The sequence below is a fragment of the Dysgonomonas hofstadii genome, assembly GCF_014196915.1.
GTDB lineage: Bacteria > Bacteroidota > Bacteroidia > Bacteroidales > Dysgonomonadaceae > Dysgonomonas > Dysgonomonas hofstadii.
The window spans coordinates 69701-84529 of record NZ_JACIEP010000018.1 but is presented as its reverse complement, the minus strand read 5'-3'; the positions used below and the strand labels follow the sequence as shown (position 1 = coordinate 84529).

The 14829-nt window shown below is 36.2% G+C and carries 11 protein-coding genes, 2 tRNA genes and 2 pseudogenes; 4 read left to right on the top strand and 11 right to left on the bottom strand.

The window, feature by feature from the left end; all coding sequences use genetic code 11:
* Positions 1-574 (top strand): integrase core domain-containing protein (locus GGR21_RS18385; RefSeq protein ID WP_183308729.1); only part of this gene is annotated, 574 nt, incomplete at its 5' end.
* 682 nt (positions 575-1256) lie between these two features.
* Here the strand turns inward: GGR21_RS18385 and GGR21_RS18380 are convergent.
* On the bottom strand, positions 1257-1481 hold the full coding sequence (locus tag GGR21_RS18380) for a hypothetical protein (RefSeq protein ID WP_183308728.1): 225 nt from the start codon (positions 1479-1481) through the stop codon (positions 1257-1259).
* 1514 nt (positions 1482-2995) lie between these two features.
* On the opposite strand from GGR21_RS18380, the gene GGR21_RS18375 reads away from it, so the two are divergent.
* Positions 2996-4483, top strand: a complete 1488-nt coding sequence (locus tag GGR21_RS18375; protein WP_183308727.1) for a hypothetical protein — start codon at positions 2996-2998, stop codon at positions 4481-4483.
* 599 nt (positions 4484-5082) lie between these two features.
* Here the strand turns inward: GGR21_RS18375 and GGR21_RS21150 are convergent.
* From GGR21_RS21150 to GGR21_RS18360, 3 genes and pseudogenes are all read right to left on the bottom strand, one after another.
* A pseudogene (locus GGR21_RS21150) lies at positions 5083-5253 on the bottom strand (IS982 family transposase); the annotation flags it as partial.
* A 240-nt stretch (positions 5254-5493) separates the two neighbouring features.
* A tRNA-Ser gene (locus GGR21_RS18365) sits at positions 5494-5580 on the bottom strand.
* Between the two features lie 82 nt (positions 5581-5662).
* Positions 5663-6670: an aspartate-semialdehyde dehydrogenase gene (locus tag GGR21_RS18360; protein WP_183308725.1), complete on the bottom strand. Its 1008-nt coding sequence runs from the start codon at positions 6668-6670 to the stop codon at positions 5663-5665.
* Between the two features lie 186 nt (positions 6671-6856).
* On the opposite strand from GGR21_RS18360, the gene GGR21_RS18355 reads away from it, so the two are divergent.
* Positions 6857-8758: a DUF4139 domain-containing protein gene (locus GGR21_RS18355; protein WP_183308724.1), complete on the top strand. Its 1902-nt coding sequence runs from the start codon at positions 6857-6859 to the stop codon at positions 8756-8758.
* Between the two features lie 288 nt (positions 8759-9046).
* Here GGR21_RS18355 and GGR21_RS18350 read toward each other — a convergent pair whose 3' ends face one another.
* The 3 genes from GGR21_RS18350 to GGR21_RS18340 form a co-directional block, all read right to left on the bottom strand.
* On the bottom strand, positions 9047-10234 hold the full coding sequence (locus GGR21_RS18350; RefSeq protein WP_183308723.1) for a BamA/TamA family outer membrane protein: 1188 nt from the start codon (positions 10232-10234) through the stop codon (positions 9047-9049).
* A 35-nt stretch (positions 10235-10269) separates the two neighbouring features.
* A complete protein-coding gene (locus tag GGR21_RS18345) occupies positions 10270-10914 on the bottom strand; it encodes a porin family protein (protein WP_183308722.1) in 645 nt (214 codons plus the stop codon).
* Positions 10915-10988: 74 nt separating this feature from the next.
* Positions 10989-11618 (bottom strand): porin family protein, encoded by a 630-nt coding sequence (locus tag GGR21_RS18340; RefSeq protein WP_183308721.1) that lies wholly within the window; start codon positions 11616-11618, stop codon positions 10989-10991.
* 153 nt (positions 11619-11771) lie between these two features.
* On the opposite strand from GGR21_RS18340, the gene GGR21_RS21065 reads away from it, so the two are divergent.
* Entirely contained in the window at positions 11772-12635 is an 864-nt protein-coding gene (locus GGR21_RS21065) for a helix-turn-helix domain-containing protein (protein WP_183308720.1), read from the top strand.
* Here the strand turns inward: GGR21_RS21065 and mobA are convergent.
* The 4 genes and pseudogenes from mobA to GGR21_RS18320 form a co-directional block, all read right to left on the bottom strand.
* Positions 12589-13083 (bottom strand): conjugal transfer protein MobA, encoded by a 495-nt coding sequence (gene mobA, locus GGR21_RS18330; protein WP_221233040.1) that lies wholly within the window; start codon positions 13081-13083, stop codon positions 12589-12591. The genes GGR21_RS21065 and mobA overlap by 47 nt on opposite strands.
* Before the next feature lie 438 nt (positions 13084-13521).
* Positions 13522-13683 (bottom strand): annotated as a pseudogene (locus GGR21_RS21140) (site-specific integrase); the annotation flags it as partial.
* Positions 13684-13946: 263 nt separating this feature from the next.
* Positions 13947-14020, bottom strand: a tRNA-Ile gene (locus GGR21_RS18325).
* An 89-nt stretch (positions 14021-14109) separates the two neighbouring features.
* The gene (locus GGR21_RS18320) at positions 14110-14826 is read right to left on the bottom strand and encodes a CDP-alcohol phosphatidyltransferase family protein (protein WP_183308719.1); all 717 of its coding nucleotides are present in this window, start codon (positions 14824-14826) and stop codon (positions 14110-14112) included.
* Between the last annotated feature and the right edge of the window lie 3 nt (positions 14827-14829).

Genomic DNA, 14829 nt, shown 5'->3' with positions numbered 1-14829 from the left:
TCCAGGCGAAAGAGTACAACTGGATGTAACTAAATTGAGAGATAAAGCTTATCAATTTACTGCTATTGATGATTGTACCCGAATGAAAGTGATTAGAGTCTATCCCAATAAAAAAGCTGAAAGTACTATCCACTTTCTGGGAGAGATTCTTGATACGTTACAATTTCCCATTCAACACATACAAACAGACTGGGGAACAGAATTCTTCAATGATGCTTTCCAAGAAGAACTGCATGAACATTTTATCAAATTCAGACCAATAAAATCAAGAAGTCCTCACTTGAATGGTAAAGTTGAAAGGACTCAACAAACTGATAAAACAGAATTTTGGTCATTTTTTGATTTAACTGATACCTCTCTTGATTTAGCGTATTTAGCCGTTGAATGGCAGGAGTTTTATAACAAGAAAAGACCTCATTCCGCCCTGAATGGAAAAACGCCCTATCAGAAGCTCAAATCGGTCGAAAATTTAATCCCCATACAACCTGATGTAACATCTAAGTTTTGGAATTCTAATGAAACAGTAATACCTCGTAACTATGAATATTTAAAACTTATCAAACGTATGAAATAGAGCTAAGTATTTTTCTTTTCAAATCCCCTTCCCAAAAACCTATAGGGTGTTTGGAAAGAAAAATACGATACAAAACAATATCACTTATTTTGTATCGTATCTATCGATATAGCACAATTTTGTATTTCTATTGAGTATCTTTCAAATAGAAAGAGTAATCGCCATCCGGACCTCTTTCTATTTTACATGTCTCATTAATTTGTCACTGAAATACTATCTTATCTTCAAAGAATACAACCTGAGTCGATCCCATTGTAGGATTTCTTTCACTATGTAGAACGAATATAGACATGTATTTAAAACCACAAGTCCTTAAATGCTTAGATTCGGTTTTCGGGTTTACATGAGGATGGATAAATAGAAAGTAAACAATAGCTAGCACGATGAATATACCAATTGTTTCCATGGTAAATTACCTTTCTCCCTAATCTTAATGTATCCATTAACTTTGCTTTCTATATTGTGAAAGAGGAAAACGGTATTGGTTGCTTTTCTGTGTGTATCTATAGGCGGTTTTTATTGTTCTTTTAGATTGATCGTTCTACTGATTAGACTACACATTTATTACTAAAATGGTCTTTGAAGTATCCAGGTTGCTGTTGCCTGATGTTCCCATGAAAAAGTATCTTGTCGTACTGTCGGCTATATTGATATTCCTGACAGTCTCAAATACAGAGTAGCGCTAGCCTTTACTATACCAGCGCCAGGTTTCCAGTAATTTACGTTTGTTGTTTGTTGAATCTGTATTATAAGAATACTTATTGGGTATATCCAGTATGGTTTGTTTTGTTTTTACGTGCAACACAAGACTTAGGGTATCTCCCGATGGTAGGATTATTTTTCCATAAGTATCAGTAAATGTATCAATTACTCCTTCAGGTTGTATAAATAGGTGGTAATAGTACATGGTATTATACTCTGTGCCTAGATTAGTTCATTATCTGATACTTTTTTCTTATTATAGTGAATATCTCCTAAGATATACACTGAATCTCCTTCTAATGGTAGTAAAGGTTGTGAAGGGTGTTCAGCTGTCCGGATAAGGACAACACACCCATAAATGCTGTCAGCAGCAGGAGTATTGTTTTCATAGATATTAGTCTTTTAGTGGTGAATAAGTATTATTAATTATTACTTGTTTCTTGATTTCCTTATATCGATAATCTGAATGAATAATTTCCATAGGATTCTAACAAAAAATTATAATCCTTCAAATTATGTTTTCCTTAATAGAGTATTAGACAAACAGTTGTTTTTTTTTGTTAAAATTGGCTGTTTCATGAATTCTAATTAACAAAGCACAATGTTGTAAAACATAAATAGTATCTTTTACATATTATTCTAACGAATATGACTTGTTCTGAGAGTGAAATATTGTATGGTATACCTAAACCCAATAATACTATCAGGAAGATAAGAGGATTATGAATGTCGGGTTGTGGATAATCCTATATATAGGAGAAATTTAACATTTGCTCATAGATTAAGGTGTTTATATGTCTTATGATTCCAATAATGTATAGAATTTATCAGTCATAAGATTTTTAATATACGTTTTGCGAGAATCAAGTTCATATTGATCAATCAAATCAATATTTGCCTTATCCGGCTTTATTTCATTTTTTAATTGATAAGCATAAAATACATTTGTAATGGCGCTTAAATAAGTAATATCACAGCTATGATCAGTACTTTTTAATAATTACAGAGATTTATAGATATCTGCTAATCCGTCTTTATCCTCCAATTGTAGTTTCACTACACCTATCCAGCTGTATCCTATTGTATTAGCCTTTATGGCTGATGATTCTTTAATGCAGGTTAAACAACTACCTATTATAGAATAAGTCCTTTCAGGCAATATAATAACCCCAGATTAAAATAGGCATAAACCCCATAATGCTTTTCTTTTTGTCTGACAGCATTGACCTATAAAGCCAGCCCTCTATGTGCATTATATGTATTGTCCGTTAACCCCGGTTTCTCTCTAAGATGTGACAGGCTTTTCCCCCGATCCTACTATTATCACAAGTATAGCTAAAGCCCAATATTGTAATCAGCATAAGGAATATACCAATGATTGTTTGTTTACATTGTTTATATTTAAAGTCCGCTTATCTTATGTTGTTCAATTTGTAATAGTCAAATTTGATAAATATTCGCAAAAAGGAAAACTAAAAATGTATTTATCATGGAATAAATACTTCTCTATTTTTGAACAATTATCACCAAAACGACTAAATGGTCAAAGTTATTTTTAGAAAATTGCTACCATATTATTTATTAAAAAAAATAATCTGTTTTTTTAAAAACAAAAATTCATATTCTATGTTATAGAAAAAGGATATAACTTCACATTTGTCTACAAAAATTAAAACTCGGAATATGAAAAAATGTCATCTCCGAATAATATCAATATTATTGATAAGTTTTTTATTTACATCGACATGGGCTCAAGTTACTGTCGGTATGGGAGAAGCTCCGACAAAAACAGCCCTGTTACAAATTAAATCTCAGGCTGCAGATGCTAACAATGTGACCAGTAAGACTGGAGGTTTTTTACCGCCACGTGTGGAATTAGTGAAGTTAAAGACTTTGCAACCGTTTATGCAGCCTACAGATGAAGGTTATAATGATGAGAAAAAGGCAAGTGTGGGTTTACTTGTATATAATGTTGCAACCATAGAAGCAGATAGTATATCCCCCGGATTCTACTACTGGGACGGAGAACAATGGGATATGCTGACAGCCCGTAGCAATAGCGGAGGCGGAAATAACGGATCGGATACTATTATTGTTGAACCGATTCCTACAGATCCTACAGACCCGTCTGCTTTAGACTTGTCTAATTGTTATATTGTAAATCCCGGCCAGACAGTTAAAATTCCTGTTATGAAAGCTTATGCAGTATGGGCTCAGAAGTTACAGGATAACGAAATACAGGATGCAGTTGGAGACAGATCTATGAATTTAGTTTGGCAAGATGCCCCGGGTGTGGTTCAGTACACCCCTATAATTGCGGATGCCGGTTCTCAATCGACATTTGCTGTAACAGGACTGAAACCAGGCAATGCCGTAATAGCATATACTATAGGTGGCATAACCTATTGGAGCTGGCATATTTGGGTAACAGATTATGATCCGGAAACTGAATATAAAAGCTATAATGGTTTGCAGTTTATGGATCGTTGCTTGGGTGCGACGAATGCCACATTCGGCGCGTTGGGAGCGATGGGTTTACTGTATCAATGGGGTCGCAAAGATCCTTTCCCCGGAGCGGCAACTACTACCAGCAGTACAGAAAAGGTACTTTACTCATATGTTGACATGATACATCCTACCGTTACAAAGAGCGATATCAGTACGCTCCCCGTCACGTATAATAATAATTTGAGGGCATCTATAAAAGCTCCACTTACATTCTATTATTCGAATGGTTCTTTAGGGGACTGGTACACAGCCAATACGAGTAATAGCGATCAGGATGATAATCTGTGGTATGACGAAAATCTGCTGAAGAAAACACCTTATGACCCATGCCCTCCGGGGTGGCGTGTCGCATATGTGGATACACCCGGGGATACCCCTTTTGCAAACTTACCGGTACCTGGCAATTTCAGTGATGGTACAGGAATAGACGGAGTTATGGGTTATACTGCGGCAGCCGGGTACAGAGATCCGAAATCCGGAGATTTTGCAACATTTACAAATCCTAATAATAACAATGAGATAGACTCTTATGTTGGAATCGAAGGCCACGTATGGAATGCTACAATCGGGACAAATTCACACGAATATCAGGCCTACAACCTGTATTTTAAACCATATACTTTACTCGCTAATCAGTTGCAGGCCAGAGCGAGCGGATGTTCGGTACGTTGTGTTAAAGATTTACATGCGACACAATAACTTACTAACAAAAAAATAAAACAAAATCTGTAAACGACGAAGGATAGCAGGTAATTTATGATTTTCGATAGAAAGACAGGGGAATAAAAAATCCTGCAATATGCTGATATTGCAAGATTTACCTAAGATCTATTACTTCTTATAGTTTCATTTACGGAAGCGGGGGGCACATTCTCGACTAACAGGTTTTTAATCAATCAATTAAAACCTATAACTAAAACAGCGACTCGAAGTAGATCTTGTGTAGCAGAGCCTCCACAACAGGGTAGTAACCCTAATCACCCGTCTTATCATTGTGACTAAAATAAAGTGTATAGCTCTAATTTAATTAAAGCCTTCTAACAAAAAGAGGGGGATAAGAATTCCCTCTCTTTCAAATAAAACTCATAATATGAAAGCAACATTACTAATTTCTTTTCTTATTTTTTACCATATGAGTATCATTTTCAAGAGAGTTACAATATTGGCGGATATGCACCTGACGAACTTAATAAAAAAACAGTATTACTTTCCATCACTGTAAATAATAAAAAAGAAATAATAGATAAAAGTGAAATTATTAATAATCGATTTACTTTTAAAGGAGATAAATATTTAGGAAAAGCAATCAGTATAGTCATTACTTCACTGTCAGATAACCGATTAGGTTTATTACGATGCTTTTTACTATTATCTTCACGCAAAGCACGTTTAGGATAAAAATCTTCAAAATCAGTGGTAAATTCATCACATAAATAGAAAATATCTGTAACTTCACAACTACTTAGCATAATAGAGTGTTTTTTTGATTTAAAACTTTGAATCTGAACTACTTAAAGTTAATCAAATATCATCTATTATGCTAATATTTAGATGATTATATTATTTCGAACTCACATTAGATTAATAATAAATATAATTATATTTAATTGATTGATAATAAGCGAGGTAAAGTGTGGCGACCGCACCCCACCACAAATAAAAAAACAGAACTGGTTATCAGCTCTGTTTCAATTATTTAGTATTGTCAGCGGAAGCGGGGGGATTCGAACCCCCGGTACAGTTACCCGTACGTCAGTTTAGCAAACTGGTGGTTTCAGCCACTCACCCACACTTCCTGAAATCTCAATAAAGCATGTTCTGCTCAATTGCGATGCAAATATAATCGTTTGTTTTGATTATACAAACAAGTTCTTCAAATTAAATAGCTTTTTCTTTAATCAAATATTCGGCTATCTGTACAGCATTCAACGCTGCACCTTTCTTTATCTGATCGGCGACTACCCAGAGTGTCAATCCGTTCGGATTTGCTATATCCTGGCGAATACGTCCCACATATACCGGATCTTTTCCTGCGGCAAACAATGGCATCGGATATTCTTTTTCCGCAGGATTATCCTGAAGAATAACACCTTCAGCCTTAGAGAATGCAGCCTTCGCCTCTTCAACCGACACAGGACGATCTGTTTCCACCCAGATAACTTCTGAGTGTGAACGAAGTACAGGAACCCGAATACAAGTGGCACTCACTTCAATCTCAGAATGCATAATCTTACGAGTTTCATTATACATCTTCAATTCTTCTTTCGTATAACCGTTGTCCGTAAATACATCGATCTGAGGAATCAGATTATAAGCCAGCTGGTATGCGAATTTTTCTACTGTAACATCTGTATTGTACGCAATTTGTTTAAATTGATTTATCAATTCATCCATAGCTGCCGCACCCGCACCCGACGCCGCCTGATAAGTTGCTACATGGGCACGTTTGATATGTGATATTTTTTCTATCACGTTCATCGCCACAACCATTTGGATTGTAGAGCAATTAGGATTGGCAATGATACCTTTCGGACGTACCTTTGCATCGTCACCATTCACTTCTGGCACAACCAGAGGCACATCCTTATCCATACGAAATGCACTCGAATTGTCTATCATTATGGCCCCATGTTTGGTTATTGTTTCAGCAAATTCGACCGAGACACTACCTCCGGCAGATACAAAAGCAATATCAATATCTTTAAAATCATCGTTATGTTTCAGCTCTTTTACCTCATACTGTTTATCGCGAAATTCGTATACATTGCCTGCACTTCTTGCAGAACCAAATAAAACCAATTCGTCAATCGGAAAATTCCGTTCATCAAGAACTCTTAGAAATTCCTGACCTACAGCACCGCTGGTACCAACAATAGCAATTTTCATTTTTGTATTGATAAAGAGTAAATTATTAAACTTAAATTGGGTTGCAAATATACTTATTTTACAGAAATAATAAGTGATTTTATCTTATAAAGAAAATATATGGCCTCTATATTTTACATTCTGCTTATATTTTTTTACTTTAGCCTGCCGTAGCACAGAGAAAATTAACACTTAATATCCATTATTATGAGAAAACATATACATCTTACAATGCTGATCTTTCTTTTATTTCCGGTAATATTATTATCACAAGAACAAAAAGAAGTCATTGTTAAGTCCGAAGTTTCGGAAGCAACAGTCTTCATAAATGGAGCACAAGTCCTGCGAAAAAAAGCCGTTGACCTGCTACCCGGTAAATCAAAAATCCGATTCACTAATCTTTCTCCATATATCGATGCGAAAAGTGTGCAGGTAAAAATGGACGGGGAAGTTATGGTGATGTCTGTCAATCACCAATCAAACTTCGATACGCTGAAACAGGCTGTCATAGCTACCGGACTCGGGAAGCAACTCGAAGATATTCTGGACAAAATAGCAATAGAGAAAACCAACAAGGAGATAATCAAAGAAGAGTTGAATTTTCTGAATGAAAACAAGAAAATAGGAGGTTCGAATACTGGTGTCAGTCTCGTCACCCTAAGGGAAACGGCAAACTATTACAGAGACCGTATAGCTGCCCTGAAACTGAAGGATATAGAGTTAAATAAAAAAATAGACGAATTGGAACGTCAACGAGATGCTATCTACAGAGAGCAGAACCAACAGGGTACAACCAAGATTTCCCCGATAGGTGAAGTTGTAATAGAGGTGGAAACAAAGAAAACAGTTAGGGCAAATGTGGAGTTGACATATTATGTGAATAATGCAGGTTGGTTCCCGACTTACGATATACGCGCCATTAATGTGGATAAGCCTATACAGCTTATCTACAAAGCCAACATAAGACAAAATACAAAAGAGGACTGGAAGAACATAAAATTGAAAGTCTCATCTGCCGATCCTAATACAGGAAATGTAGTCCCTCAACTAAAAACATATTTCCTTAATTATTATACAGCTCCTCCCCGTTATAATACACAGGTTGATAACAACCAGGTATCAGGAGTGGTGCTTGACGAACAGAATGAAACTGTTATCGGAGCATCGGTAGTAGTAAAAGGAACTACTATAGGCACAATCACAGATCTTGACGGACGCTTCTCTTTGGCTATACCTCAGAACGGAAAAGAACTGACAATTTCTTTTATTGGTTATGAAAGCCAGACGCTGCCCATTACCAACTCTTATATGAATGTAAGATTGAAAGAAAATGCTAACCAGTTAGACGAAGTAGTAGTGGTTGGATATGGAACATCAAAGAAACAACAACTCACAGGGGCCGTGTCCGGCATACAAGTAAAACAAGTTGAAAAAAGTAAGCCAGCTGTTCCTGAATTTAAAAGGGCTGATATAGCTATGCCGACAGCGCAGGTAACAACTCAGACTACAGTGGAATTCGAGATTAAAACACCCTACTCCATCAAGTCGGATAATAAAAATACCATTATAGAAGTAGATCGATACGAATTGCCTGCCGATTATGAATACTTTGCCATACCAAAGATCAGCAAGGATGCGTTTCTATTGGCAAATATCACAGACTGGGAGAAATACAATCTACTGGATGGTGAAGCCAACATATTTTTTGAAAACACTTATATCGGAAAAACCATTCTGGATACACGAAACACATCCGATACTTTGAATATCTCGCTGGGCAAGGATAAAAGCATAATGGTTAACCGCGAAAAAGGGAAAGATTACAGTTCGAAGAAATTCTTAGGATCGAAGAAGGAAGATATTCGTGAATGGAAAATCAGCATCAGGAACAATAAGAATCAAGCTATTAATTTCGTATTACTCGACCAGATACCTGTATCGACAATATCTGAAATAGAAGTAGAATCTGAAAACCTGTCGGGAGGAGCTCTGAATGCCGAAACAGGAGAAGTGAAATGGAACATGGAACTAAAGCCTTCGGACAGGAAAGAGATTGTTTTAAAATATAAAGTTAAATCTCCCAGAAGCAGAAATCTCACTGTTGAATAATACAAGAAACTGTTGATTCCCCATTACTTATATTTTTAAGTATAGGTAATGGGGTAATATCTATTTCTATAGGTGTACTGAGTATGCTATTTCTATTTTGTGAATATTAATTTTCTATTGCACAATGCTTCTTTCTTCTCAAAAAATAAAACAATACTAAAAATCAGTTTGCACTATACTTTTCAAAGAGTCTAATAAGGACGTAACTAGTTGTACACAATTCTATTACACGCACCTTTTATATTATTCAAAATTTATTGGTATTTTATGAAATTTATTTTGTAATCATCAAAACGCTTCACTTATATTAAACACAAATCCTCCGGTTTCTTTTCCGAACCCATAATCTATCCTTGCATTGACATTGCGTTTGACTTCAAAACGTAAGCCAATACCATAATTAGGAAGGATGTTTTTCATATCAAACTTCTTAATAGACGGGAATACAGTTCCGCCACCAATCCATGTCGTAAATCCGAAACGTTGGACAATATGTTGTCTTAATTCAATCTGCCCCGATACAATATTATTATCAATATAGCGTCCGGAGTAATATCCACGCATACGTTGATTTCCACCAAGCTCTTCCCTGAGAGCCCAAGGTGAATTATCACTATTGAACTGGGCAAAAAGATCGAATGCTAATAATCCCCCACTCCATACCCTTTGATAAGTGTCTGCAATGAAAGTTGTCCGGTATAGCGTCCTGCTTGTATTTCCGAATATCTCGGGGAATATGGATTGGCGAAACATAATATACCATCCCCGTTGGGGATTAGGGATAAAATCCCGGCTGTCATATTTTAAGGATACGCCTAAGCCTGTAGCAATAAAAGAGCGGTTTTGTCCTTCCAGATATGTAATATCATCTATCCTGGAAACATCTGTATAAGTGAAATCGAGTGTTCCTCCTATCGCAAAGTTTTTATGCAACTTATATTGATAATTAGCATCGATCTTAAATTGTTGGCGGGTATAACTGATTACAGGATTAACATTGGAGGCATCATAACTGATACCCCAAAAATCGAGAGGTTTTCTTGTAAACCCTACATTATATGACAATAAGGTCTTATTTCCTTTAAAATAATTATTGCCTCTTGCTTCAAGAGCGAAGAAACCTTTTACAGAGGCATTGAAAACCAATGTTATGTCAGAGGGAGGCATGATTGAATCTCTCCGGTCTAAGCGGTATAGCCCTGTTGCCATACCTCCTATGCCAAAACTGGCCTCCCGTGTATAAGATGGCGCACCGGCAAATGTAATATCTATTGTTTTTTCATAAGAACGGTCAATATTGCCATGAATCAGCCTGTTCCAGTAGGAATCTTTCTTTTTCTCTTTTGCTTTAATGGTATCCGCAATATTCCCATTATACGTAGTTAAGGCCTGATCTTTTTTCTCTTGGCAATACAATGGCAATGTTAAGGATAACAGAAAACATAATATTATCTTGACTTTTACTTCATTTCTCATTGATGAACTTTTCTTCTTGTATTATTACTGACCGATTATTTGAAACGGTATCCGATTCCCAGGCTAAAAGTGTTTGGATGCAATGAAACAGAGTTGCTATTAGAATCCAAGATATTTGTTATTCCTACTTTATAACTGCCATTTATCTGAATGCCATTGGCAAATTCATAACCGACGATCACACCAAACCCAACGTTGCTATCTTTCATAGCAGAGACTTCTGCCAGTTTTTCCTTTTCGTACAGATCAATCTTTTCTCCATTTCTTTTCAGTTTGGCACTGAATCCGAATTCCGTATAAGGTCCTATTCCGGCATATAGCCGGTTTCCTTTTGCTAATTTCCATTGATAGACAGCATATATAGGAATTTCCGTACCCCAATATTCATACTTTCCTTTTAAATCTTCTCTATCGAAATCAGATGATTTATAGTGATATATCAGTTCTCCCTGTAAAGCAAAATGTTCTGAAAACTCTAAATTTAAGAATGCCCCGCCGGTAAATCCCAATTTCATCTTACTGTCTATTACCGAAGTCCCTGATATGAAAAAATTGGAGATATTGGCTTCTGCTTTTATTCCCCATGTAGCCTTCACATCCAAATGCTTTTTATTGCTTTCCTGTGCATTCAAAGAGATGCAACATCCTATCATCAAAATGAGTATGAATTTTTTCATCATATTATATTTTTTCTAATAAATAGAAGACAGATTTACTTTAATCCTAAGATGTACCTGCCGCCTGCTCTTTATATTTAAAAATTGTATCCGATTCCCAATGAAACTGATTGGGGGCACATTTTAGAATCGCCACTTTTGGTATCCAACACATTGGCTCCGATTTTATAGCTGGCATTAATTTGTAATCCGAACCTGAACTCATATCCTACATGTGCTGCTGCACCATAAGACATGCGCTTCATCGGTGTTTCTCCTTCTACTTTCTTGTACAAGTCCAGATCACTGTCCTTTCGTTTGGCATTAAACCCATAACCGAAATATGGACCAACACCACCGTAAATACGTCCACCAGAAAATGTACGCCATTGTCCCACCAGATAGATAGGGACCTCCGTTCCGAAATACTGATAAGTATCTTTTACACCATTTTGAGTATATTCCGAAGTTGAATACGTAAACAGGATGTCTTCCTGAATGGCGAAATGTTTAGAGAGGTTGATCCTGATAGCCGGACCAAAGTTCGCTCCAACACCCATTTCACTTTTTGTATCCGGCATATCGGAAAGAATGAAGTTTGAATAGTTAGCTTCCGCTTTAACCCCTATGGAGACCCTTTCCTTGATAAAACCCATTAATCCCTGTGCTTTTACTGATGTAATTCCAGCCATCATTACTATGGCAAACGCTAATACGATTTTCTTCATTTCGTTATTTGATTCGCTTTATATCCGGGGACAAAGGTATCTGGAGTCTCTTGCACACAAAAGGTCAAAAAGGATGCAATTTTGGACGAAAGGTCGGATTGTTGTTGTTTATTTAATTTAATAGTCTAATTTTACTGGAAATATCAGACGATCGTGAAAGGAAATATACAATTACTAAATTGGCAGGTTGATATAAAAGAGGCGGAAATCACTTCTATCGGCAATGACCTTATACTACTGGATAAACCAATAATAAAATCTAAGTTCGGATATCCGTTCAAGGTTGATGTTACAACAGCCCAGATTTGTCTGTCGGGAAGATCGGAGGGCGAGATTAACCTGAAGCCTCATATTTCCGAAGCTCCATGCCTGACAGTTCTCCTGCCAGGACAGATACTCCAGCATAAATATATGAGTGAGGATTTCAATGCACTCATCATCGTCATGTCCCAGCAATTTATAAATAATCTGAATATACAGGCGAAATCCTCCTTATTCTATTCTATCAGTGACAATCCGACCGTACCCTTATCTGATAAAGGATTAAGATCAGTAACCTTTTTTTATGCGATGATGAAAGAGGCTATACAAAATGTAGATAATCCCTATCGCATGGAAACAGTAAGGCATCTGACCAAGGCCTTTTTTTATGGTGCAGGCCATAGTTTCCACAAGGTGCCGGATGATAAAAACAAATCTAAACATGAAATTTTGGCTGATAAATTCCTTACGCTGGTTAAAGATCATTATAGACAAGAACGAAGTGTCGGCTTTTACGCGGATAAATTATGCCTGACGCCCAAATATTTGTCAACTTTGATAAAAGCGAATACAGGCCGGTCTGCTAATGATTGGATAGATAGTTATGTAATATTGGAAGCCAAAGCACTGCTCAAATCCACCAATATGACGGTTGAGCAAATCAGTGATGAACTGAGTTTCCCTTCCCAATCATTTTTCGGCAAATATTTTAAACGGGTCGCGGGCTTATCTCCAAGGGAATATAAGAAAAAATAGTTTGACAAAGCCTATCTGAAATCAGAAAAAAATTATCATTAAACTCCTTCGTTAATTCAATCGCTTTTTGCTGAATTTGTACCAACTTGATGGTAGCTTGTTCAAGCTTATAAAGTAAAACCATCGCTTTCCTTTCTGAAAAATTAGAATTTAAAGCTTTCACTGCCTGATTATAATTAACTCCTACGGCTCTACATTCTCCGAAAAATGTTGTCAATCTCATGTAATAATCTTGTACACTTTTATCAATTCTGACTACTCTCAGTGTCCTGTTGAAAATACACGCGGTTATAAAATAAGCTTTATTTTTAGCTCCCGATTGTTCATATAATGATAGAAATTTTGCATTCTCTACAGAATTAAAACTAATTGAATACCGATAAACCGCAGCGTCTAACTTTGGTTTTCGCCCTCCCTTTTTCCATTTTCTTGGGTTATTACTTTCCATATATTTCTACTTTTATTGAGATTAAACATAGATTACGACTTCTATGTTGTAATCCTAATATTTAAGCTACTATTAAAAATAATTTCCTTTGTATTAGGATGTTGAAGAGGAAGTAGGCTCTGCTGAGGAGCAACCTGCCAGCATAAACTTCCTGCGTTACACTGTAACTATTTATATTAGAGGGTAATTATTCATCCTCTTTTTATTGTTACAGGTATCGCTGCATGGCTTCAAAAAACCTTTCTCAAACATTTTACTATAAAAACAACCTTCTATCAGTAGACATCAATATGCTACAATTCGCCTTTTCAATATTTATAGGTAAGGAGCCGCATACTTCGGAAAGCAATAGTTTGCAGTCGCAAAAAAGCGGTCATCCTTGTTTGAGATTGTCTTATTGTTTCTATTTTGTTATGCCTGTGGCATACATTCTTTATCTCAATGAGCATTTATATCCGATGCTGTTTGTTCTAACTTGTTTATACTTCCTTTTTCTACACGTTGTAAGCTTTTATCCCATTTATTAGAATCAATTCTATAACCCGTAGGAAAATCAATCCTAACACCGCCATAATTAACGCGCATGCGAATTAATAAATTCGTGTTGCTTGTTTCTCCTTTTACTTTTTTAGCTTATAAATCAAAAATAATATTTCTCTTAATAATCATAATTTAAAATTTTAGGTATAGATAAATTACTTAAAAAAAAATTGGGTACGATATTTAAACCGTACCCAAAACTATACCCAAAAATTAAAGATTACAAGGGTCTTTAATAAACATTAAGAGACTACCCAAAAAGGATAATCTCTTATTTTTCAATGTTTTAGGAACTCTAAAGTCCTCTAAAAATCTGTGAAATGTGGTCCCACCTGGGCTTGAACCAGGGACCCCCTGATTATGAGTCAGATGCTCTAACCAACTGAGCTATAGGACCTGATTTTCGGAGGTTATCCCGAAATCGGATGCAATATTACTGCTTTTTAGCGAGAACTACAAACTTTTGATAAAAAAACATACTGTTTTTTATTCTTCCTGGGGCACATTATTCCTATTATCGATGATTGCCAGCGCAATATACAATAATATTCCACCGGTAATTCCTAATACACCAATATAGGCCACCATCCCGATTATAAATACTAATAAGAAATACCGGTACTCGTTACCTTTAAACTTAATGTTCTTTACTTTAAGTGAAAACATTGGAATCTCCGAAACCATGAGTGAAGCAAATACAGGTATGGCTGCTATAAATATATACATTAATGTAGGGCTGACAGAAGGTACATCATAAGTCAGGCCATAACAAAAACTCACCCAGAATAATGCGTCTGCCGGCACATTTAAACCGATAAATGAATCGGACTGACGTGTGTCGATATTAAACTTAGCAAGGCGCAAAGCAGAAAACACAGCTATCAAAAATCCTATATAAGGCAGATACTCCTGCAAAAAAGGAACTTGGGTTATCTTATATATGTTTTCGGACAAAAATGCATATATCGTTACACTCGGGGCTACTCCGAAACTAACCATGTCGGCCAATGAATCGAGTTCTTTCCCCATTGGCGAATAGGCCTTCAGCAACCTGGCAGAAAAGCCATCGCAAAAATCGCAAAAAGCGGCAACAATAACCCATACCACCACCCATAAATAATCTCCCTGAAAGGCCATTATTGTAGCAATACAACCGGAAAACAGATTAAGAGACGTAAATAAATTGGGTATATGTCTTTTCATTTC

Excerpts from the sequence above, each read along its gene's own strand:
- GGR21_RS18380 (WP_183308728.1), bottom strand. The coding sequence starts at position 1,481 with ATGTACTATTACCACCTATTTATACAACCTGAAGGAGTAATTGATACA.
- GGR21_RS18360 (WP_183308725.1), bottom strand. The coding sequence starts at position 6,670 with ATGAAAATTGCTATTGTTGGTACCAGCGGTGCTGTAGGTCAGGAATTT.
- GGR21_RS18355 (WP_183308724.1), top strand. The coding sequence starts at position 6,857 with ATGAGAAAACATATACATCTTACAATGCTGATCTTTCTTTTATTTCCG.
- GGR21_RS18350 (WP_183308723.1), bottom strand. The coding sequence starts at position 10,234 with ATGAGAAATGAAGTAAAAGTCAAGATAATATTATGTTTTCTGTTATCC.
- GGR21_RS18345 (WP_183308722.1), bottom strand. The coding sequence starts at position 10,914 with ATGATGAAAAAATTCATACTCATTTTGATGATAGGATGTTGCATCTCT.
- GGR21_RS18340 (WP_183308721.1), bottom strand. The coding sequence starts at position 11,618 with ATGAAGAAAATCGTATTAGCGTTTGCCATAGTAATGATGGCTGGAATT.
- mobA (WP_221233040.1), bottom strand. The coding sequence starts at position 13,083 with ATGGAAAGTAATAACCCAAGAAAATGGAAAAAGGGAGGGCGAAAACCA.
- GGR21_RS18320 (WP_183308719.1), bottom strand. The coding sequence starts at position 14,826 with ATGAAAAGACATATACCCAATTTATTTACGTCTCTTAATCTGTTTTCC.